This window comes from Schaalia radingae (genome assembly GCF_900106055.1).
Lineage (GTDB): Bacteria > Actinomycetota > Actinomycetes > Actinomycetales > Actinomycetaceae > Pauljensenia > Pauljensenia radingae_A.
In genome coordinates, this window is the sequence record NZ_LT629792.1 from 1,277,912 (window position 1) to 1,300,021 (window position 22,110).

General features: G+C 59.0%; 21 protein-coding genes. 19 read left to right on the plus strand and 2 right to left on the minus strand.

The genetic code is table 11. The annotated features are described in order from the left end of the window. Window positions 1–57: 57 nt before the first annotated feature. From pyrH to BLT69_RS05710, 11 genes are all read left to right on the plus strand, one after another. Window positions 58–792: a UMP kinase gene (gene pyrH, locus BLT69_RS05660; RefSeq protein ID WP_371935789.1), complete on the plus strand. Its 735-nt coding sequence runs from the start codon at window positions 58–60 to the stop codon at window positions 790–792. 2 nt (window positions 793–794) lie between these two features. Further along, complete coding sequence (gene frr, locus BLT69_RS05665; protein ID WP_058236723.1) at window positions 795–1,352, plus strand: ribosome recycling factor; 558 nt, start codon at window positions 795–797, stop codon at window positions 1,350–1,352. A gap of 77 nt (window positions 1,353–1,429) precedes the next feature. Next, on the plus strand, window positions 1,430–2,254 hold the full coding sequence (locus tag BLT69_RS05670; protein ID WP_257590270.1) for a phosphatidate cytidylyltransferase: 825 nt from the start codon (window positions 1,430–1,432) through the stop codon (window positions 2,252–2,254). Next, window positions 2,251–3,483: a dual-specificity RNA methyltransferase RlmN gene (rlmN, locus tag BLT69_RS05675; protein WP_092648597.1), complete on the plus strand. Its 1,233-nt coding sequence runs from the start codon at window positions 2,251–2,253 to the stop codon at window positions 3,481–3,483. Before BLT69_RS05670 ends, rlmN begins: the two co-directional genes overlap by 4 nt. Then, window positions 3,476–4,027, plus strand: coding sequence for a DivIVA domain-containing protein (locus tag BLT69_RS05680; protein ID WP_058236726.1), 552 nt, complete (start codon window positions 3,476–3,478; stop codon window positions 4,025–4,027). Before rlmN ends, BLT69_RS05680 begins: the two co-directional genes overlap by 8 nt. Then, entirely contained in the window at window positions 4,027–5,259 is a 1,233-nt protein-coding gene (gene dxr / locus BLT69_RS05685) for a 1-deoxy-D-xylulose-5-phosphate reductoisomerase (protein ID WP_092648598.1), read from the plus strand. Before BLT69_RS05680 ends, dxr begins: the two co-directional genes overlap by 1 nt. Beyond that, a complete protein-coding gene (locus tag BLT69_RS05690; protein WP_092648599.1) occupies window positions 5,259–6,512 on the plus strand; it encodes a M50 family metallopeptidase in 1,254 nt (417 codons plus the stop codon). The genes dxr and BLT69_RS05690 overlap by 1 nt, the downstream gene beginning before the upstream one ends. 50 nt (window positions 6,513–6,562) lie before the next feature. Further along, a complete protein-coding gene (gene ispG / locus BLT69_RS05695; protein ID WP_070727237.1) occupies window positions 6,563–7,726 on the plus strand; it encodes a flavodoxin-dependent (E)-4-hydroxy-3-methylbut-2-enyl-diphosphate synthase in 1,164 nt (387 codons plus the stop codon). Window positions 7,727–7,803: 77 nt separating this feature from the next. Further along, window positions 7,804–8,676, plus strand: coding sequence for a carbohydrate ABC transporter permease (locus BLT69_RS05700; RefSeq protein WP_058236729.1), 873 nt, complete (start codon window positions 7,804–7,806; stop codon window positions 8,674–8,676). Then, on the plus strand, window positions 8,663–9,517 hold the full coding sequence (locus BLT69_RS05705) for a carbohydrate ABC transporter permease (protein ID WP_058236730.1): 855 nt from the start codon (window positions 8,663–8,665) through the stop codon (window positions 9,515–9,517). Before BLT69_RS05700 ends, BLT69_RS05705 begins: the two co-directional genes overlap by 14 nt. Window positions 9,518–9,546: 29 nt before the next feature. After that, the gene (locus BLT69_RS05710; protein ID WP_092648600.1) at window positions 9,547–10,911 is read left to right on the plus strand and encodes an ABC transporter substrate-binding protein; all 1,365 of its coding nucleotides are present in this window, start codon (window positions 9,547–9,549) and stop codon (window positions 10,909–10,911) included. Between the two features lie 39 nt (window positions 10,912–10,950). Here BLT69_RS05710 and BLT69_RS05715 read toward each other — a convergent pair whose 3' ends face one another. Continuing rightward, window positions 10,951–12,021, minus strand: a complete 1,071-nt coding sequence (locus BLT69_RS05715; protein WP_307876259.1) for an aldo/keto reductase — start codon at window positions 12,019–12,021, stop codon at window positions 10,951–10,953. A 110-nt stretch (window positions 12,022–12,131) separates the two neighbouring features. Here BLT69_RS05715 and BLT69_RS05720 point away from each other — a divergent pair, with 110 nt between their 5' ends. From BLT69_RS05720 to BLT69_RS05730, 3 genes are read left to right on the plus strand one after another with little or no spacing between them, the layout of a single operon-like run. Next, window positions 12,132–13,907 (plus strand): proline--tRNA ligase, encoded by a 1,776-nt coding sequence (locus BLT69_RS05720; protein WP_371935806.1) that lies wholly within the window; start codon window positions 12,132–12,134, stop codon window positions 13,905–13,907. Then, window positions 13,907–14,398 carry a peptide deformylase gene (def, locus tag BLT69_RS05725; RefSeq protein ID WP_070727246.1) on the plus strand — a complete coding sequence of 164 codons (492 nt, stop codon included), beginning with the start codon at window positions 13,907–13,909 and terminating at the stop codon, window positions 14,396–14,398. The genes BLT69_RS05720 and def overlap by 1 nt, the downstream gene beginning before the upstream one ends. Window positions 14,399–14,401: 3 nt before the next feature. Next, window positions 14,402–15,265: a class I SAM-dependent methyltransferase gene (locus tag BLT69_RS05730; RefSeq protein ID WP_092648602.1), complete on the plus strand. Its 864-nt coding sequence runs from the start codon at window positions 14,402–14,404 to the stop codon at window positions 15,263–15,265. Here BLT69_RS05730 and BLT69_RS05735 read toward each other — a convergent pair. Beyond that, window positions 15,252–16,007, minus strand: coding sequence for a DUF981 family protein (locus BLT69_RS05735; RefSeq protein ID WP_058236735.1), 756 nt, complete (start codon window positions 16,005–16,007; stop codon window positions 15,252–15,254). The genes BLT69_RS05730 and BLT69_RS05735 overlap by 14 nt on opposite strands. 213 nt (window positions 16,008–16,220) lie before the next feature. Between BLT69_RS05735 and BLT69_RS05740 the strand changes: the two genes are divergently transcribed. The 5 genes from BLT69_RS05740 to aspA all read left to right on the plus strand — a co-directional run bounded on the left by BLT69_RS05740 (window position 16,221) and on the right by aspA (window position 22,082). Further along, a complete protein-coding gene (locus BLT69_RS05740; RefSeq protein WP_092648603.1) occupies window positions 16,221–16,721 on the plus strand; it encodes a DUF3145 domain-containing protein in 501 nt (166 codons plus the stop codon). A 3-nt stretch (window positions 16,722–16,724) separates the two neighbouring features. Beyond that, a complete protein-coding gene (locus tag BLT69_RS05745) occupies window positions 16,725–17,042 on the plus strand; it encodes an acyl carrier protein (RefSeq protein ID WP_058236737.1) in 318 nt (105 codons plus the stop codon). Window positions 17,043–17,095: 53 nt separating this feature from the next. Continuing rightward, window positions 17,096–19,810, plus strand: coding sequence for a fumarate reductase/succinate dehydrogenase flavoprotein subunit (locus BLT69_RS05750; RefSeq protein WP_092648604.1), 2,715 nt, complete (start codon window positions 17,096–17,098; stop codon window positions 19,808–19,810). Beyond that, window positions 19,807–20,562: a succinate dehydrogenase/fumarate reductase iron-sulfur subunit gene (locus BLT69_RS05755; RefSeq protein ID WP_058236738.1), complete on the plus strand. Its 756-nt coding sequence runs from the start codon at window positions 19,807–19,809 to the stop codon at window positions 20,560–20,562. The genes BLT69_RS05750 and BLT69_RS05755 overlap by 4 nt, the downstream gene beginning before the upstream one ends. Window positions 20,563–20,624: 62 nt before the next feature. Continuing rightward, window positions 20,625–22,082, plus strand: a complete 1,458-nt coding sequence (aspA, locus tag BLT69_RS05760; protein ID WP_227469364.1) for an aspartate ammonia-lyase — start codon at window positions 20,625–20,627, stop codon at window positions 22,080–22,082. The last annotated feature ends 28 nt before the right edge of the window (window positions 22,083–22,110 follow it).

Here is a 22,110-nt window from a genome sequence, read left to right on the forward strand (position 1 = left end):
GTAGCCATGATGGCCCCGCCCACACGGACGGGGCCATCATCACAATAAGGAGAGTGCATGGCGATGTCTCAGCGCCGAGTATTACTGAAACTGTCAGGAGAAGCATTCGGCGGTGGCAAAGTAGGTCTCGATCCTACCGTCGTCAGACAGATTGCCGAACAGGTCGCGCAGGCAGTTCACCAGGGCATCCAGGTCGCCATTGTGGTGGGCGGGGGCAACTTCTTCCGAGGTGCCGAATTGTCACGCTCTGGACTGGACCGTGCACGCGCCGACTATATGGGGATGCTCGGTACTGTCATGAATGCCCTGGCATTGCAGGACTTCATCGAACAGGCTGGCGTCCCCAGTCGTGTGCAGACCGCCATCTCCATGCAACAGGTCGCTGAGCCCTATATTCCGCTGCGCGCCATTCGTCACATGGAAAAGGGCCGCGTGGTCGTCTTCGGTGCTGGTGCCGGAATGCCGTACTTTTCGACCGACACTGTCTCCGCTCAGCGCGCACTGGAAACCCACTGCGACGAACTACTCGTCGCGAAGAATGGGGTCGACGGTGTTTACGATGACGACCCGCGTTCCAATCCGAATGCCCGTCGCTTCGATTTTCTGACATACTCGGATGCATTGGCTCGCGGCTTGAAAGTTGTAGATGCTGCCGCATTTGCTCTGAGTCGTGACAACGGACTGACCATGCGCGTGTTTGGAATGTCCGAACCAGGAAACATCACTAAGGCACTGATGGGCGAATCAATCGGTACGCTAGTGACTGCAACACCTTCAGATGACGAGGAGTAAACGTGATTGATGATGTTCTGCTCGAAGCAGAAGACAAAATGGACAGCGCCATCGAAGTGGCGAAGGAAGACTTCGGCAATATTCGCACTGGACGCGCCAACGTCGGCATGTTCCAGCAGATCATGGTGGACTATTACGGCGCACCCACACCGATGCAACAGCTGGCCTCGTTCCAGATTCCCGAGGCGCGCACCGTCCTGATCTCTCCTTACGATCGCAATTCGACCGCAGAGATCATGCGCGCTATCCGCGAATCTGACCTGGGTGTCAACCCCTCGGACGACGGCAACGTCATCCGTGTGGTGCTGCCATCGCTCACCGAGGAGCGTCGCCGCGACTATGTCAAGCAGGCCAAGACCAAGGCTGAAGAAGCTCGCGTGTCCGTGCGCGCCGTGCGACGCAAAGCCATGGATCAGCTCAACAAGATGAAGAAAGACGGAGACGCTGGGGAAGACGAGATCGAACGCGCGGAAAAGTCTTTGGAAAACACGACCCGCGAACACGTCAGCCAGATCGACGAGCTTCTCGAATCGAAGGAAAGCGAACTGCTGACGATCTGATGGCACACGCCTCGACACGCACCATCATCACACAGGTTTTTCGTCCAGGGCCCACCCAGGATCACAAACCTCTGTCAGTGTCCGGACGCGCCGGACGTAACCTTCCAGCTGCGATCGCGACGGCAATCGTCCTCATCACGATTGTCGGCGTAGCTGTCGCTATTGGCCGGTGGGCCGTCGCCGCAGTCGTATGCGTGATGTCCTTGGTCGCCATCTGGGAGCTGGCCGCTGCTGTGCGCCGTGACGGCATTATCGTCCCGACTGCACCCCTTTATGTCGGTGCCGTTGCGATGATCGTCTGCGCCCGCCAGGGCGGGATTGGAGTAAGCGCCGGAATTCTGGCTCTCACTGTTGCCATCGCCAGCGCATGGCGTCTGCTCGACCCCGACGGTGGCCGCCCGCACGGACGAGACCTCGTTTACACGGCTTTTATCGCCGTATACGTACCGTTCTTTGCCTCATTCGTTGCCACAATGATCTCGGGTCAGTCGTGGCGCTGGGTTCTGGTGATGTATCTGGCGGTGACCTGCTCAAACGATCTGGGCGGCTGGGCCTGCGGTGTTCTCGTCGGCCGTCACCCGATGGCTCCGCGCATCTCTCCGAAGAAGTCGTGGGAAGGTTTTATTGGTTCGGTGGCCATGTGTATGGCTGTGGCAGCGTGTTTCATTGTGCCTCTCGGCGGACGCTGGTGGTGGGGTCTGGTTGTGGGTCCGCTCATTGCCGTGGCTGCCACCGTGGGTGATCTGACCGAATCCATGCTCAAACGCGACGTGGGACTGAAGGATATGTCGGGTATCCTGCCAGGCCACGGCGGAATGATGGATCGCCTCGATTCAGTGCTGATGTGCGCCCCGGTCTTCACGTTCATTGTCAGCTATGCATTGCCAGGGACACTGCTATGAGCACCCGAGAAGTACGCCCCACCGATCAGGCACCGGAAGGCGCGACGCATCCTAATGCCAAGCCGGTCCTGTCTTTCACCGCACGCCGTCGCGGCAAGGCGCCGCGTCACCTCGTTGACCTGGACCTTGCTGAACGTAAGGAAGCTGTGGCAGCGGTTGGTATTCCTGCGTTCAGAGCCGATCAGCTGTCGCGCCACTATTTTGAGCACATGCTCGGTGACACTGCGCAGATGACGGATCTTCCTGCATCACTGCGCCCGAAGCTGGGGGAGGAACTCTTCCCGAAGCTCCTGACGGAAATCACAGCGCAGCACGCTGACAAGGGCCAGACGATTAAGACCCTGTGGGAGCTTTTCGACGGCGCCCGCGTCGAATCGGTTCTCATGCGCTACCCTCACCGCACGACGCTGTGCCTGTCTTCTCAGGCCGGCTGCGGGATGGCGTGCCCGTTCTGCGCGACCGGGCAGATGGGGCTGACACGCAACCTATCCACCGGTGAGATGGTCGAACAGGTGCGCGTCGCCCGCTTGGCATGTGCCCGAGGCGACATTGGTGATGGGCCGACACACCTGACTAACGTCGTTTTCATGGGGATGGGGGAGCCGCTTGCCAACTGGCGTCACCTGGTGGGCACGCTGCACCGACTCGTGCGCGATGTGCCTGAGGGATTCGGCATGTCCGCCCGTAACATCACCGTCTCAACTGTCGGCCTGGTTCCTGCGATCGACAAGCTGTCAGGCTTGGGAATCCCGGTGACACTGGCAGTGTCCCTGCATGCACCCGACGATGACCTGCGCGATGACCTCATTCCGATTAATTCACGCTGGAAGGTCGGTGAACTCCTGGATGCTGCGAGGCGGTATTTCATGGCGACCGGCAGGCGCGTGTCAATCGAATACGCGTTGATTCGCGATATGAACGATCAGCCGTGGCGCGCGCAGCTCCTCGCTGATGAGCTCAATAAACGAGGGCGCACGTGGGCCCATGTCAATCCCATTCCGCTTAACCCCACGCCAGGGTCCATCTGGACGGCATCGACACAATCCGCCCAAGATGAATTTGTTGACACGTTACGTCGTGCAGGGATTTCGACCACGATACGTGATACACGTGGATCCGACATTGATGGGGCGTGTGGTCAACTCGCAACCGCCGTTGAGAAGGTAAGCTCATCTCGTAAGAAGCGGCCCGTCCCGGTTCACATCGAACGCAGGAGTGAGAATGAGTGACTCTTTTCCGAAAGTGAGTGTCTTCAAGCGCGGCTACGACCCGAAGCTCGTTGACGAATTCTTCACCGAAGCGCGCAGTGCTTACGAGGGCGGTGTTCCTGCAGAACAATTCAGCGCCGAGCAAGTCCGCCAGGCGACCTTCCTGCTCAAACGCGGCGGATACGCGTGTGAAGCAGTGGATGCTGCGATGAGCCGTCTGGAAGATGCGTTCATTCAGCGTGACCGTGCCGACCATATTGCCGTCAACGGCGAATCCGCTTGGTATGAACGCGTGGCAGACCGTGCAACGACTCTGTACCCCCGCATGCTTCGCCCACGAGGGGAGCGCTTCTCCCATCCTGCATCCGGCCGAGGTTACAACGCACAGGAAGTGGACGATCTTCTGGACCGCTTGGCTGACTATTTCGATGACCGCGGTGAAGTCACTGTCGAGGACGTACGCCTGGCAACGTTCCGTGATGCAAAAGGCACGAAGGCCTATTCTGAAGGGCCTGTGGATGCCTACCTGGGGCGCGCCGTTGAGATCCTCCTCGCTGTCAACTGATGCACACCGATCCTTTTGTGCGCGATGTCGTAATCCTCGGGTCCACCGGGTCGATCGGCACGCAGGCCCTTGATGTCATCGAACGCCACGAAGAGGCGTTCCGGGTGCGCGCGCTGGCAGCAGGTGGCAGCAACATTGACCTGTTCGCCCGTCAAATCAGGTATTTTCGCCCCGAACGCGTCGCCCTCGCCCAGCCCGTAGCACACCAGCTTGCCGCTGCCTTGGACGAGATGGGTACTGCGCGTCCAGACATTACCGAGGGCGCCGACGCCGTCGCACAGCTTGCCGGAGCTTACCCCAAGGCCACAGTCCTCAACGGGATCACAGGCCAAGCCGGCCTGGAATCCACACTGGCCGCGCTGACCGCCGGATCCACGTTGGCACTGGCTAACAAAGAGTCCCTCGTTGTCGGTGGCTCCCTCGTCCGGAAAGCAATGCAGCGCCCCGGGCAGATCATTCCCGTCGACTCGGAGCATTGCGCGATCGCACAGGCCCTCAGCTCGGGGATCCATGAGAAGGGTCTAACGGCGCCGCGAGTGACCGGCCGAAGCGAAGTTGCCGAACTGGTGCTCACCGCCTCAGGAGGCCCATTCCGCGGGCGCACCCGCGCTGAACTGGCACACGTCACCGCGCAGCAGGCTCTGGCTCACCCAACGTGGGCAATGGGGCCGGTGGTGACGATTAACTCATCAACCTTGATGAACAAGGGGCTGGAGCTGATTGAGGCGCATCTGCTCTTCGATATAGCGCCTGAAAGCATTATTCCCGTCGTTCACCCACAGTCGATCGTGCACTCGATGGTGACGTGGCGTGATGGCGCCACCATTGCTCAGGCCAGTCCGCCTGATATGCGCCTGCCGATCGGCTGGGCACTGTCGTACCCGGAAAGGCTAGGCGACATCGCCCAGCCGCTGACGTGGTCAGCATCGCAGTCGTGGACCTTTGAACCCGTTGATTCTGATACCTTCCCCGCTCTTGACCTGGCTCGCCAGGCCGTGGCCGCTTCACCGACGCACCCGGCCGTATTAAACGCCGCCAATGAAGTCATGGTCGATGCATTCTTGCGCGGCCAGGTGCGGTGGCTCGACATTGTGGACACTGTTGGGGCTGTCCTTGACGCGCACGAGGGCGTCAGCGATCCAACACTGGATGATATCCATGAGGCCGCACGGTGGGCTGCTGACCGTGCCCGTGCCGTAGCGGGTCTGGGATCTGAACGAGGGGACCACTAGTGGCGGGAGCCGTTGGCATTATCGTCGTCATCATTGGGCTTCTGCTCTCGGTTGCCTTGCACGAGATCGGTCACATGGTGCCAGCCAAACGCTTTGGAGCTGCCGTCAGTGAGTATTCCGTTGGTTTCGGGCCGGTAATCGCTCAACGCACCTGGCGCGGTACGCGCTACGTGATTCGGTGGATTCTGCTGGGAGGCTACGTGCGCATCCTGGGCATGCTGCCTCCCGCGCAGCCTGGCACACGCACGCACCGCGGCTCGAAGCTTACTTTGGCCGAACAGGCACGTCGCCAGTCCGCCGAGGAAATGATTGACGAGGGTGCAACCGGCATTCCGTTCTATCAGCTGTCTGTGCAGCAGAAAATCACTGTCATGATGGGCGGACCGGTTATGAACCTGCTGATCAGTGCTGTTCTGACGGCAGTGGCACTGATGGGAATTGGCATTCCGACCGCATCCCTGACACTGGCGGACGCGCCACAGACCATCACGATGCGCGACGGGGAAGAATTCCCCGGCCCTGCCTATCAGGCCGGCATCCGCGCAGGCGACACGGTGCGTTCCTGGGGTGACACGTCGGTTCACCAGTGGGATGATCTGGTCGGCGCGATCACGCACACAGGATCTGAACCCACCGCCGTGACAATTGAACGCGACGGCGTGGAGCAGACGATGACCGTGACGGCCCACCAGGTGTCTGATGGCTCGTATATCACCGGAATTGTTGCCGGGGTGGAGCGACGCTCAGCTCAGGTTTCAACCGTGGGCAGTGTGTGGGCACAGATGGGTATCGGCACAGCGGCAATTGTGGTCAAGCTCCCTGTGGCAGTGTGGAATGTCGTGGAGTCGCTTTTCACGGGCAAGGACCGTGGCGAGGACTCTGTCATGTCTGTTGTGGGGGTGGGTCGCGTCGCGGCTGAAGTCTCCTCCAGCGCAGCGCACGACACACAATCAGGTGGAACGGATTTTGCCGGTGCTGCCGGAACGCTGCTGATGCTGCTTGCTTCACTGAATATGGCGTTGTTCGTGTTCAATCTGATTCCGCTGCTACCGCTGGACGGCGGCCACATCGCAGGCGCCCTGTTCGAGGGGACCCGTCGCATGTGGGCGCGCCTTCGCAATCGTCCAGATCCCGGACCGGTTGACACGGCGCGTATGCTGCCTGTGACCTACGCTGTGATGCTGATTCTGGTGGTTATGACGATTGTGCTGGTGATTGCCGACATTGTTGTCCCTGTCACGTTGCCCCTGTGAGATCGTCGTTAATCGCTGCCAACTGCCATGCTTCGGGAGATAATGAGCCCATGAGCCAGCCAATTGCATTGGGAATGCCCTCCACTGCGGATGTGGGATTTCCTCGGAAGAAGACTCGTCGCATCCACGTAGGGTCAGTCCCTGTGGGGGGCGGCGCGCCGATTTCTGTTCAGTCCATGACCACCACGAAGACGCATGACATCGGGGCGACACTTCAGCAGATCGCGGAGCTGACTGCAGCTGGGTGCGACATTGTGCGTGTGGCATGTCCGACTGATAAGGACGCTGCTGCGCTCAAAGTAATCGCGCAGCAATCCACCATCCCTGTTATTGCGGACATCCATTTCCAGCCCAAGTACGTGTTCGCGGCAATCGAGGCGGGATGTGGGGCAGTACGTGTCAATCCAGGCAATATTCGTCGGTTCGACGATCAGATCGAGGCCATCACTCAGGCTGCTACAGAACACGGGACCTCGATCCGCATCGGTGTCAACGCCGGCTCGCTGGACAAACGTATGTATGAAAAGTTCGGCGGCCCAACCGCTGAAGCTTTGGCTGAATCAGCTGTCTGGGAAGCCTCGCTGTTTGAGCAATACGACTTCCACGACTTCAAGATTTCTGTCAAGCACCACGATCCTGTCACAATGATCCGTGCCTATGAGCTCTTGTCCGAACGAGGGGACTGGCCGCTCCACTTGGGTGTCACGGAAGCTGGACCGGCCTTCCAGGGCACCATCAAGTCGGCTACCGCCTTTGGCGCCCTGTTGCGTGAGGGCATCGGTGACACGATCCGCGTGTCCTTGTCGGCACCGCCCGTCGAGGAAGTCAAGGTTGGCATTCAAATTCTGCAGTCAATGGGGCTGCGCGAGCGCACACTGGAAATCGTGTCATGCCCGTCATGCGGCCGCGCGCAGGTCGATGTGTATTCCCTGGCTAACAGTGTGACTGAGGGGCTGAAGGATTTGACGGTTCCCCTGCGCGTCGCCGTCATGGGATGCGTCGTGAACGGACCAGGTGAAGCACGCGAAGCCGACCTGGGTGTGGCATCCGGCAACGGGAAAGGCAAGATCTTCATCAAGGGTGAAGTGGTCGAAACAGTGCCGGAAGATCAGATTGTTGAAACACTGATTCGCCGCGCAAACCTGCTCGCCGAAGAAATGGGCCTTGAAGAAGGCGACGGTCACGTCGAGGTCATCCCTGCCGGAGCACGGTGATCACCGTGAGGTGCGCGTCGAGCGGGGATATTGTGTACCGTTGAAAGATAGCCTGGAAGTGCGGAAGGGAGCGGCTCGTGGGTAGTAATCGCCTGGGTCGAACCGTGACAGGTTATGCGCTCTTGGTGCCCAGTTTGATCGGTGTGCTCGTTTTCCTTCTGGCACCCATCGGCATTGTGATCTGGCTGAGCTTTCAGCGCTGGGATTTGATCGCACCGCGCCAATTCGTCGGATTCGACAACTGGGTATCTGTCCTTACCGGACCTGACCTGGTGAACTCCCTGATCGTCACTGCACTCCTGGTGCTGTTGGTAATTCCCATTCAGACACTCCTCGGCCTGCTGATGGCTGCTCTCATGGTGAAAGGACTACCAGGCTCGGGAGTGTTCCGCGTTATCTACGTCATCCCGTGGGTGTGTGCGCCACTGGCTCTGGGCATCGTGTGGAAGTGGATTTTTGCCCCCACCGGCGGTGCCCTGAACGCACTGATCGGCGCCCGGGTCGAATGGCTGACCGATCCGACATTAGCCCTGCCAGCAGTCGCATTCGTATCCATCTGGTCCCAGGTCGGCTACGTCGCCCTGTTTTTTATGGCCGGTCTGGCAGCGATACCAGAAGACATCATTGAGGCAGCGCGCGTCGATGGAGCATCCGACACGCGCATCTTCTGGTCAATCAAGGTGCCCCTCATCCGCCCGACGATGTTCTTCGTACTGGTTACGTCCACCATTTCCGTCTTCCAAATGTTCGACCAGATTTTCGCGCTGACCGAGGGCGGCCCGGCCAAGCGGACAGAGGTACTGTCCTACCGGATCTACAACCTGGCGTTCACGAACTTTGATCTGGGCAGAGCGTCGGTGACGGCGTTGGTTCTCTTCGTCATCCTGGTGGCAATCACGCTGATTCAGAATCGCTACTTTTCCCGGAGGATGACCTATGAGTACTCCTAGGAAGCGTGGCGTTGCCGCGGTGTGGACGAACACCCTTGTCTACGCAATCTTGGTCATCGGTGCGGTTCTGGTTCTGGCACCGTTCGCGTTGTCTGTCATGACGTCGTTGAAGACACCAAGGCAGTTCGCTACCTCGTCGCCTCTTGAACCTCCCGCACCGCCGACTCTGGACAACTTCACGAACCTGTTTGCAGGTGGAACGAAGGTCGACTTCAGCCGCGCCTTCGGCGTAACGTTCGCCGTCGTGATAGTTGTCCTTGTGGGCCAACTTCTTTTTTCCATCATGGCCGCCTATGCTTTCGCGCGTATCAGTTTTCCTGGTCGTGACGCCGTCTTCTGGGTGTATCTGGCTACGCTCATGGTGCCGCAGGTCGTCACGATCGTTCCGCTGTATCTGATGATGGCGCAAAGTGGGCTGCGCAATACGTTCTGGGCATTGGTGCTGCCGTATGTCTTCGGCTCCCCGTATGCGATCTTCCTGCTTCGTGAGTATTTCCGCTCCATTCCTCAGGACCTGATCGACGCAGCGCGCCTCGATGGTGCTGGAACTATCCGAGTATTGACTCGGATTGTCGTGCCTATGTCCCGCCCGATTATCGCAACTCTTGCGTTGATCACGGTAGTGACGCACTGGAACAACTTCATGTGGCCGTTGATTGTGACAACCGGCCAGGACTGGGCAGTGATCACCGTGGCGACCTCGAGCCTGCAGTCCCAATACACCAATAACTGGACGCTGGTCATGGCTGCCACCACGATTGCAATGGCACCGTTGATCCTCATATTTGCGCTCTTCAATCGTCGTATTGTCGATTCCATTGCGATCACGAGCTTTAAGTAGACCCCACCACAACACGAAAGGATGAAGCGATGACACATCTGCGAAAGCCGCTTCTTGCAGGAATTCTGGGCATGGCATTGGCTCTGGCTGCCTGCAGCTCAGGAGGATCCGGTCAAAGCGGCGAAAGCGGGGGGACCGCTTCGAATTCAGGAGCTGCCACCACTGTGACCTTGAGGCTGTGGGACGAGGGGGCCGCCGGCGCCTACGAAGAATCACTCGCTGCATTTCACGAACAGAATCCTGACATAGCTGTGGAGACTTCCGTCGTCCCGTGGAGCGACTACTTCACCAAGTTGCGCACGGATATCGCTGCCGGCTCGATGGATGACCTGTTCTGGATTAACAACTCGTCCTACACGTCCTACGCCAAGAGCGGCAACATGGTCAATATCGACGAGGCATTGGGCGCCGAAGCGCGCGACCAGTGGGATGCCAATGTTGTCAAGGCCTTCACCCTCGATGACACATTGTGGGGCGTGCCGCAGCTGTCGGACGCTGGAATTGCGCTGTACTACAACAAGACTCTCCTCGATGAAGCTGGCGTGACACCGGACGACCTCGCCAATGCGAAATGGTCACCGCAGGGCGGCGACGACACGCTGATCAACCTGCTCAAGAAGCTCACGAAGGATGACAGCGGCAATACTGCTGACTCAGCTGACTTCAACGCAGATTCGATCACCCAGTACGGCTACAACGCGGCTCAGGATCTCCAGGCAATCATGCTGCCCTTTATTGGCTCCAACGGCGGCACGTTCCAGAACGGTGACCGATTCACCTTCTCTGACGCCAGGACCACACAGGCCATGCAGTACGTTGTCGACCTGATTACCAAGGAACACGTGGCTCCCTCGGCAGCCGATACGAACATGGACGGAGAATTCACTCGTAACCAGTTCCTCCAGGGCAACATGGCGATCTTCCAGTCCGGCCTGTACAACTTGGCCACCATTGCGGAAAGTGCCGATTTTGAGTGGGGGACAGCGCTTCTGCCGGAGGGTCCCGCAGGCCGTGTCTCTGTCACCAACGGCATCGTCGTTGCGGGCAATGCGAAGAGTGAGAACCCCGAGGCTGTTGCCGAGGTTCTGGAGTGGCTCGGTTCCCAGGAAGGCAACGAATATATCGGAAAGAACGGCACGAATCTGCCTGCGGTCACAGCGGCGCAGCAGGTCTACTTCGATTTCTGGAAGGACAAGGGGATCGACATTCAACCGTTCTTCGACGTTGTCGCCGATGGTGCGCCCACCATTGATCCGCCTGTAGGCGACAACTTCACGGCCGCGTCAGCCGCGTACACCGAAGTCCTTAACGAGGTCTTTCAGGGACGCGTTCCCGTCGCTGAGGGTATGAAGACAGCGGACGAGAAGGCGAACGCCGCCATGAACGGCGAATAAGACGTCTACCACTTGCGCGGCCGTGAGGCAGTCGGTGCCTTACGGCCGCGTTTCAGTTGCGCCCCACCATTGGTTGATGCCTGAATCCACCGCATGCTCGTCGATGGCCTGCAGTTCCTCGTCGCTGAAGTCAGTGGCGTCGAGTGCTCCGAGAGAATTCGACAACTGCTCCACGCTGGAAGCTCCGACCAATGCGGTGGTCACGGTGCGCGCTCCCTGATCTCGCAGCACCCACGCGATAGCCATTTGAGCCAGATCCTGTCCACGCTCATGAGCTATATCGTTGAGGGCGCGAATGTGATCGAGCGTCTCATCGGTCAAGAATTCGCGCGAAACTTTACCCACGCCGAGCCGTGAATTCTCAGGAATGCCGTCCAGGTACTTGTCGGTGAGCATTCCCTGCGCCAGAGGAGAAAACGCGATGACGCCCATCTTCTGTTCAGCGGCAGTATCCAGCAGCGAGGGCTCGCCTTCTTCAACCCACCTGTTCAGCATGGAGTACGACGGCTGATGAATCACGAGGGGAACGCCGAGTTCACGCATGATCGACTGCGCCTGAATGGTTGCGTGCGCACTGTAGGACGAAATCCCGACGTAGCGTGCTTTGCCCGATGCCACAGCATCACGCAGCGCCATCATCGATTCTTCCAGGCGCGTTTCGCCTTCAGGACGATGGTGGTAGAAGATGTCCACGTAATCGAGCCCCATACGGGTCAATGACTCATCCAGAGATGACAACAAGTAGTTGCGGGAACCGCCCTGGCCATAGGGACCTTCCCACATGTCCCATCCCGCTTTCGTTGAAATGACGAGCTCGTGGCGATGTGCCCGCAAATCCTTCGCGAAGATCCTCCCGAAGTTCTCTTCCGTGCTCCCCGCTGGCGGACCGTAGTTATTGGCTATGTCGAAGTGGTAAATACCGTGATCGAATGCGAAGCGAATAATGTCACGCTGTGTCTGGAACGGGCGGTCGTCACCGAAGTTGTGCCACAGTCCCAGTGCAATGCGAGGGAGCTGCAAACCTGAGTCCGCGCAACGCGCGGTCGGCATGGTCGAATAACGGTCCGTCGAAGGCAGCCAGGGAGTACCGGTTGGAAGAAAATTCATCATGGTTCTATTGTCTCGTGCTGCTGGTCGCCTCGCGTGGATTCCGACATCTCAGGGACAGGATCTGACAGGAAGCGCAGTGGTGAACTAATCTGGAAGACGTGCTGAAAACTATGTCATCTTTCTTTGTCCGCACGTTGCGTGAAGATCCCGCCGACGCGGAAGTCACCTCTCATAAGCTCCTGGTGCGCGCTGGTTACATTCGACGTGCCGCACCCGGTATCTACACGTGGCTCCCGTTGGGCCTGCGCGTGGTGCGCAAGGTGGAGCAGGTTGTGCGTGAGGAAATGGACAGGATCGGTGCGCAGGAAGTGCTGTTCCCAGCTCTGCTTCCAGCCGACCCGTACAAGCAGTCCCATCGCTGGGAGGAATACGGCCCTACGCTCTTCAAGCTGCGTGACCGCAAAGAGGGGGACTATCTGCTTGCCCCCACTCACGAAGAGATGTTTACCCTGCTGGTCAAGGATATGTACTCCTCGTACAAAGATCTTCCCGTCACGCTGTACCAGATTCAGACCAAGTACCGTGACGAGGCTCGTCCTCGCGCCGGTCTGATCCGCGGACGCGAATTTATCATGAAAGATGCGTACTCTTTCGACCTTGACGATGACGGGCTGGATGCCTCCTACGACCTGGAACGTTCGGCATACGAAGCGATCTTCAAACGTCTGGACCTTGAATACGTCATCTGTTCGGCAATGTCCGGCGCAATGGGCGGATCACGCTCTGAAGAGTTCCTGCATCCGTGCACGATTGGCGAAGATACATTTGTGCGCTCTGCAGGTGGGTATGCGGCCAACGCGGAAGCTGTCAAGACACCGGCACCGGACCCGCTGCCAATCGAAGGTCAGCGCCAGGCAGTTGTCTATCCGACGCCGGATTCCACGACGATCGACGCGCTCGTGACGTTCGCGAACGACGAGCATCCGCGTGAGGATCGCCTGTGGGAAGCATCCGACACATTGAAGAACGTGGTAGTGGCGTTGACGCATCCTGACGACACGCGTGAAGTCGTGGTGATCGGTGTGCCAGGTGACCGAGAAGTCGATATGAAGCGCCTAGAGGCCGCTGTTTCACCGGCGCGCGTAGAGATCGCGACCGGCGAGGATCTGGCGCAGCATCCGGAGCTGGTCGCCGGTTACATCGGCCCTGACGTCCTGGGCCCCAATGCACGGGGCATTGAAAACCCTGTGCGCTACCTGCTCGATCCGCGCATCGTGGATGGCACCTCGTGGATCACAGGCGCCAATGAGGTCGAACGGCACGTCTTTGGCCTTGTCAAGGGGCGTGACTTTACTGCAGATGGCTGGATCGAAGCGGCCGAGGTACGCGAGGGCGACCCCGCACCTGACGGCTCCGGTCCGTTGCACCTGGAACGCGGCATCGAAATCGGCCATATTTTCCAGTTGGGACGCAAGTACGCCGAGGCGTTGGGCCTGACCGTTCTGGATGAGAACGGCAAATCCCGCATCGTCACGATGGGCTCCTACGGTATCGGCGTGTCTCGCGTGATGGCGGCCTTGGCTGAATCGACCAGCGATGAGAAGGGCTTGTCATGGCCCGCACACATCGCACCCTTCGATGTTCATGTCCTCGCAACGGGCAAGGGCGAGGAGATCTTTACGACGGCGCGCGATTTGGCCACTCAGTTGGATGCTGCAGGTCTCGATGTGCTCTACGATGACCGTCCGAAGATGTCGGCAGGTGTCAAGTTTGCTGACAGTGAGTTGATCGGCATTCCGATCACCCTCGTCGTTGGGCGTGGCCTGACTGACGGTGTCGTGGAAATCCGTACGAGAGCGACAGGTGAGCGCCATGAAGTTCCCGTGGACGAAGCGCTCATGCGTGTCAGTGAACTTCATCAAGACCTAATGAATCAGGGGCAATAATGGCAATTCGTGACATTCGCATAATCGGAGATCCCATCCTGCGTACGCCGTGTGAGGAGATCACGACGATTGATGACCACGTGAAGATGCTGGTCGAAGATTTGCTTGAGGGCGTTGATATGGAGGGGCGTGCGGGTCTCGCGGCCAACCAGATCGGCGTTGGTTTGCGTGCGTTCTCGTGGAACATCGATGGGGAAGTGGGCTACATCCTGAACCCCCGGATCGTCGAGTTGTCCAAGGACGAATATCAGGATGGCGATGAGGGTTGTCTGTCAGTTCCTGACTTGTTCTTCCCAACTGAGCGTGCCTGGTATGCCCGTGCCGAGGGGATTGACCTGGATGGCAAGCCAGTTGTCGTCGAAGGCGAGGAGCTGATGGGTCGGTGTATTCAACACGAATGCGACCATCTGGACGGCAAGATTTACATTGATCGCCTTGACCGCAAGAACCGTAAGGAAGCGATGCGCGCGATCCGCAAGATGGGTCTGTAGCTGATGCGTGAGCACGGTGACGCACTCTGCCTCAATCACGCCTTCTGGCAGGAGCAGGCATCACGTCACGCTCAGTCACCGTTTTACGACGTTGACGCTCTGGTGAACGATCGCGCGAAGATTCCTGAGGCCATACGCTTGGATCGACCGTACCTGGAGGGCGCTGACATCGAGGGCGGCGACGTCATCCATCTTCAATGCCATATCGGCACCGACACTGTGGGACTGGCACGCTTGGGGGCGCACCGTCTGGTTGGCCTTGATTTTTCCGAAGAATCCCTGGAGATTGCACGCGGCATTGCCGACCGAGCAGGCCTCCACATCGACTACGTCTGCTCGGATGTTTTGTCTGCCCATGAGGCGGTAGAGGGACGCTTCGACATTGTGTACACCTCGGAGGGTGCCCTTGCATGGGTGCCTGACATACGCCGGTGGGCTCATGTCGTCGCTTCCTTGCTGAAACCAGGCGGCACGCTGGTTGTACGTGACGTGCATCCTCTTGTGGGAACATTGAAGGACCCGGTGCAATGTGACGCCCTCGAACTTCATTTCCCGTACTTTGAAACCCGTGAGGGAATCACATGGGACGACGACTCAAGCGAATCCGACTACGCAGGCTCTTCTGTGACCCCAGGCAAGAACGCGACGGTGCAGTGGAACCACTCAGTTGGGCAGATTGTCAATGCGCTCAGTGACGAGGGCGTCTTTGTTCAACGCCTTGATGAGATTGATGAGTTATTTTTCCCGATGTCGCCCGATATGAAACGGTGCGGACCCAGCAGCTGGAAGCTACCGGAATCCGCACCGACACGTGCCCTTCCTCTGTCATTCAGAATCGTGGCAACTGCAGATCTCACATCGTGTTGACGATCAGACCGATGTGCGTGTAGAAGTTCAGGCATCCGAATAGGCCGATTGCAACGCCGCATGCCAGCCACAGCCACATGACAGCGTTGAGAATGCCGCCTCCACGCGATTCAGATGTGCCTTCTTTATCAGCGCGGAACACGCCGATTGGGAACAGGACGCAGCCCAAACCGATGACAAAGAAGAACAGTGACATGAAGATCGCTTCGAACCACGGCCACTGTGCAAACCAACCGGAAATGGGCTCCTGCGGGGGAGCGGTGAAGAGTCGGTACATCACGCCGGCGAAGGCGATGCCCCACAGTCCCAATCCCAGTCCGCCGGCGAAAATCGACAGCGGCTTTGCGGCGTGGAGCAGTTCGCTCAGAGCCTTCTGTGAACGGGCAATGTGGTCACGCTGCTTCCAGAGATAGAAGCACGCGAACAGCAAGAGTGATCCAAAGCCCAGGCAGGTTTCACCGAAGATCACATTGTCGTAGGCGAAACCGCCAGCGGCCAGCGGCCACGTCGTCGTCATGTGCAAGCCGGTGGTTGTCAAGATCAAGCCAAGAGCACCGAACGCCATGGCGTATCCGTCGACCCGCACGGCAGTCTTGCCGGAGTTCGAGCGAACTTCCCTGAAGAACATCGCAAGCCCGATGAGCGCTGCACCGGCTGCGACTGCCATTAATGTGTTGTAGGTCGGCATGCTCGGCCAATCGATCATGCCGGGGCTTTCGACACCTCTGAAAAAGTCGTCCATCTATTCTTTTCTTTCCTCGACCCATGTCTCCACACAAAATGGAGCCGCGCCGTCTGCGCAGTGGGGACACTACGATGCTAACAGGCTTTCACGGCGTGGCACTGGAATAGTCGGCGTAGACGCGTCATAATGGGTGTAACGCCACGAATCAGCGTGTCTGTTTCCGGTTGAGAACGTAGGGGAAGACGATTCTCACGCGAAATGGAGGTCACGATGAGTAGGTCTTACACCCGTGGTGTACTTTTCGTGCACTCAACTCCGCCAGCGCTGTGTCCACACATCGAGTGGGCCGTTGGAACAGCGCTCGGACAGGAAGTGCACCTGCAGTGGACTGATCAGGATGCTGCACCCGGGATGGTACGCTCCGAATTCTCATGGATAGGCCAGACCGGGTCAGGCGCCCGCCTCGCGTCGGCACTTCGCGGCTGGGAACACCTGCGATACGAAGTCACCGAGGAAGCCACCGCGACCACTGACGGTGGCCGCTGGTCTCACACGCCTTCACTGGGCATCTTCCACGCCCAAATGGACACGGCAGGCAACGTTGTCGTGCCGGAAGGAAGGATTCGCGCAGCCCTCGACGAATCACATTCCCCGACAGAGATGATCGACAAACTCAATCTTGCGCTCGGACAGGCGTGGGATGATGAGCTCGAACCATTCCGCTATGCCGGTGCCGGAGCTCCGGTGCGCTGGCTCAACCGCGTGGGGTAAGACATGGGATCGATCGGCGACCAGCTTGGCATCGATTTGACCGAACTCCTCGACATGGACGAACCGCCTCAGAGCGATCAGGAGGACAACGATACGGTCGGTGAAGCCGTCATGAACGCACTGCTGGAAGAAACCTCCATCGAACCAGACCGGATGCGCGCAGACCTGACACTCGAAGGTGACCTCGACCTGGACACCCTCGGACGCTACTCAGTGATCAGCCAAATCGAGCACGAACTCGGCATCACCTTGATCGACCGGGACGTGGATGCACTCACAACGGTCGAGGACCTGCTCAACCTAGCTCGCTCGACGTCCTGAACCGCACACGAGCCCTCCCGAACCCGATAGGCTGGATATGAGGAGGATCGGACATGACGATCAACGGCACGTTGACGCCCACCGCGCGGCGCGTCACGATTCCAACATGGGTGTGCAAAGTCGTCATGGCAATCACAGGCCTGATCATGGCGGCGTTCGTCTTCATCCACATGGTCGGCAACGTCAAGATCCTGACCGATCCTGCTCAGATGGATCACTATGCGCAGTGGCTGCGCACGATCGGTGAACCGGCTCTTCCGTATGGGTCCGTTTTGTGGATCCTGCGCGTGATCTTACTGTCGTGTGTTCTGCTGCATATCTGTGGCGCACTCATCTTGTGGCGCCGCGGCGCGTTGACCCACACGCCCGGTGTGCGCAGGCTGAAGCATCGCGGCTGGGCAGCAAAGCTCATGCTTCCGACCGGACTTGTCCTCATTGCCTTTATCGTGATCCATCTCCTTGACCTCACCATTGGCACAGTGGTCGAATCGGCCGCTTTCCGCCATCCCGACTCTCGCTTCTACGCCGCTGCCAATGTGGTGGCATCGATGAGCAGGCCTGTCATGTTCGCGGCATATGTCATCGCCCTTATTGCGATAGGCCTTCACCTCAGCCACGGCATTGAGCGAGCCTGGCAGGATCTCGGTGGGCGCTCACCACGTATCGGCACTGTTGTGCGCATCGCTGGCTATGCGATCGCTTTGGCAGTTGTGATCGGAGACCTCACCGTCATCGCCGCTTCGCACATGGGAGCGATCAGCGCCGCCCTCGCACTTCCGCTCGCTGCCGGACGCACGCATCTGCGCATTGACGAGGGCGCCCCTGTTGACGCCCATGAACCTGAAGTCGAACCCGAACGCATGTGGGACGAATTTGTCTCCCACGCGCGCCTCGTCTCACCCGGGAACAGGCGTACATTCAGGGTGGTTGTTGTGGGGACCGGTCTGGCGGGCGCCAGTGCCGCAGCGGCTCTGGCTGAACTGGGCTTTGGGGTAGATGCGATCACAACTCTGGATACGCCGCGACGCTCCCATTCAGTGGCAGCTCAAGGCGGTATCAATGCGGCGCGGGCACGACGAGTCGACTCGGACAGCGTGCAGCGGTTCGTCACCGACACGATTAAGGGCGGTGATTTCCGCGCCAGAGAGTCTGAAGTATGGAGACTGGGTATTGAATCGGCGCGCGTCATCGACCACATGAACGCGCTGGGTGTGCCGTTCGCCCGAGAATATGGCGGATCGTTATCCACACGATCATTTGGCGGCGTGCAGGTTTCACGAACGTACTACTCGCGAGGGCAGACGGGCCAGCAACTTCAGGTGGCAGCGTCCTCGTCCCTCATGCGTCAGGTGGCTGCAGGCCGCGTGACGTTATGGGTGCGCCACGAAATGCTCGACGTCGTCGTTGCTGACGGCCGGGCCGCCGGTGTGATCACGCGTGACATGATCACCGGACGCACCCGCTTCCATCCCGCACACGCAGTTGTGATTGCCACAGGCGGATACGGCAACGTCTACTACTATTCGACGCTGGCAAAGAACTGCTCGACAACAGGCATATGGCGAGCTCACCGTGCCGGCGCCGCTCTCGCTTCACCGAGCATGATCCAGTTCCACCCCACCGCATTACCTGTCTCATTCCCGTGGCAATCCAAGACCACGCTCATGAGCGAATCTCTGCGTAACGACGGACGCATCTGGGTGCCACGCAGCCCTGGCGATGACCGAGACCCGAACACCATTCCCGAAGAGGAACGCGACTACTACCTGGAGCGCAAGTACCCCGCGTTTGGAAACCTCACGCCTCGCGACATTGCCTCTCGCGCTGCGCGCGAGCAGATCGAATCGGGCCATGGGGTCGGTCCCGAACGAAACAGCGTGTACCTGGATTTTAGGGACGCACTGGAGCGGGTGGGCCGACGCGTCATCGCTGAGCGCTACGGCAACCTCCTTGACATGTACCTCGATGCAACAGGGGAGGACCCCTACACTCGCCCCATGCGCATCGCTCCCGGCGCGCATTTCACAATGGGTGGCTTGTGGGTCGACTTCCGCCTCATGACCACCATCCCGGGACTGTTTGCAGCCGGCGAGGCGAACGCGGCCTACCACGGGGCCAACCGTCTGGGAGCCAATTCCTTGCTTGCCGCCTGCGTCGATGGTGCTTTCACAATCCCGCGCACAGTACCCGACTATTTGGCAGGCATTTTAGGCCAGGAGTTGCTCTCCGTCGATGATTCCCGCGTGATCGCTGCCCGTGAGGGGGTCGAATCGCGACTGCAGGGCCTGCTCCACATCGATGGAGCTACTCCGACGGACAGTTTTGCCCGCAAGTTGGGCGATATCATGTACCAGGGGTGCGGCGTTGTGCGCAGTAAGGAGAGCCTGGAGGCTGCGCTCAGCGACATCGACGCACTCCAACAGCGCATGGGTGCCGACCTGCGTGTCAGTGGCGAGACAGGACACTTCAACACCGACTTGGTTGCAGCTGCCAGGCTTCAGGACAGCATTCAGATGGCCACACTCATGTGTGTGGACGCGTGGCATCGCGAGGAATCCTGCGGCGCGCACTTCAGAAGTGAATACCAGACGGAGCAGGGGGAGGCGCAGCGCCGCGACGACCAGTGGATGAACGTATCCGCCTGGACCACTGACGGGTGGCATGACCTGAGGACAGATGGCGCAGCTCCCTTGGCAATTACCTGCACTCACCACGCCGAAGAGCTGACGTTTACTACCGTCCCCCTGGCAACGAGGAACTACCAATGAAACTGATCGTCGACGTGTGGCGGCAGAAAGCCCCGGAAGCTGTCGGAACATTCCACTCCTACGAACTGGACGGGTGCGATGAACGCATGTCGATTCTGGAGCTCCTCGATCACCTCAACCGCAACCTGAGTTCCCGCGGCGTCGAGCCGGTTGCGTTTGATTCGGATTGCCGCGAAGGAATCTGCGGTGCATGCGGCATTCAAGTTGATGGAAGGCCCCACGGATTCAGTGAGAATCTGCCGGCTTGCATGCAGAGGGTCGGCGCTCATGCCGATGGCACGCATGTGCGCCTGGAACCGTTGCGATCGGGCGCCTTTCCAGTGATCCGTGACCTTGTGGTAGATCGCAGTGTCCTCGACCGGATCACGATGGCGGGAGGATTTGCTTCCGTTGATACCGGTCTGGCTCCTGATGCGGACGCGATTCCGATTCGTCATCAAGATGCCGAAGGTGCACTTGACCTGGCCGCGTGTATCGGCTGCGGCGCGTGTGTTGCGGCGTGTCCGAACGGCTCAGCCGCGTTGTATGCGGGTGCACGGATGGGTCACCTGGCAGCGTTGAACATTCCGGGGTTGGAGCGGGCAGAGCGTGCCCGGCGCATGAATGAGGCGATGGATCAGTACTTTGGCTCGTGTTCTGGCTACGGCGAATGCATCAGAGTGTGTCCTGCGAATATTCCTTTCGACGTTGTTGCCGTTGCCTCACATGAACGTCTCAGGGCACTATGGTCGAGGTGGCCTCAGCCTCGCTAAAGCACCACTACTATAGACATTGAGATGAGATGCCCGACGATGGGCTGACATGAACGGAGGATATTGTGGGAAATCGGTCCGAAGAAGATCTTTTGGGAAGTCGCGACGTTCCGCAGGAAGCCTACTGGGGTATCCACTCCTTGCGCGCGCAGGAAAACTACCAGATTTCCGGTAGGACGATCAATGAAGTGCCTGAGCTGATTCGGGCATTCGCTCAGGTCAAGAAAGCCGCCGCGCTGGCGAATAAGGATTTGCGAGTGCTCAAGCCCGCCACGGCAGATGCAATTGTGCAGGCCTGCGATGCCATCATCGACGAGGGCGCGTGCCTCGACCAGTTCCCGATCGACCAGTTCCAGGGTGGTGCGGGCACATCGGTGAATATGAACGCCAACGAGGTGATCGCCAATCTCGCTCTCGAGATGACCGGTCAGGAGCGAGGGCGCTATGATCTGATTAATCCCAACGACGATGTCAACCACTCCCAGTCCACCAACGACACGTATCCCACAGCTTTTCGACTGGCCGCCTACGAGAAGGTCGACCAGCTGCGGCACGCCGTGAATGATCTGGCCGACGCGTTTGAGCGCCTCGGTGCCCGCTATCAGCATGTCCTCACTATGGGGCGCACACAGTTGCAGGATGCCGTCCCCATGACGATTGGTCAGGAAATGACCGCGTTCGGCGTGACTTTGCGTGAAGAGGACCCACGTCTGGTCAACGTAGCCAACCTGCTTCTGGAAACAAACCTGGGCGCCACTGCGATTGGCACTGGGCTCAATACGCCTCCGGGCTACCAGAAGGCAGTGGTCGCTCATCTGCGTGAGATCACGGGCCTGGACGTGACAGCCTCCGAAGACTTGATCGAAGCGACATCGGATGCCGGGGCGTATATCTCCATGCATGCCACGATGAAGCGCACCGCTGGCAAGCTGTCCAAGATCTGCAACGACCTGCGTCTGCTCTCATCGGGTCCGCGAGCCGGCTTGAACGAGATCAACCTTCCGCAAAGGGCTGCCGGATCCTCAATCATGCCCGCGAAGGTCAACCCGGTGATACCCGAGGTGGTCAACCAAGTCTGCTTCAAAGTCATCGGCAACGATGTGACGGTCACGATGGCAGCCGAGGCCGGCCAGCTTCAGCTCAACGTCATGGAACCGGTGATCGCCCAGTGCATGTTTGAATCGGCCACGTTGCTCACCCACGCATGTGACACGCTGCGTGAAAAGTGTGTGGACGGTATCACCGTCAACGAAGAAAACTGCCGAAACATGGTGATGAATTCGATCGGTATCGTCACCTATTTCAACGATGTCATCGGGCATCATGCCGGTGACGTGGTGGGTAAACGAGCTGCGGCAGAAAACAAGAACGTCGGTGATCTGATCGTTGAGATGGGCTTCCTGTCTCAGGAACAGGTCGATGAGATCCTGTCTCCGGAGAACCTGGCGAACCCGCAGTATCGTGGCGCCAAGATCAGCGATGATCCTGAAACCCCCAAGCAGGCGTCAAGTAAGCACTAGCGCGTAATTCTGCCAATTGCAGACACAC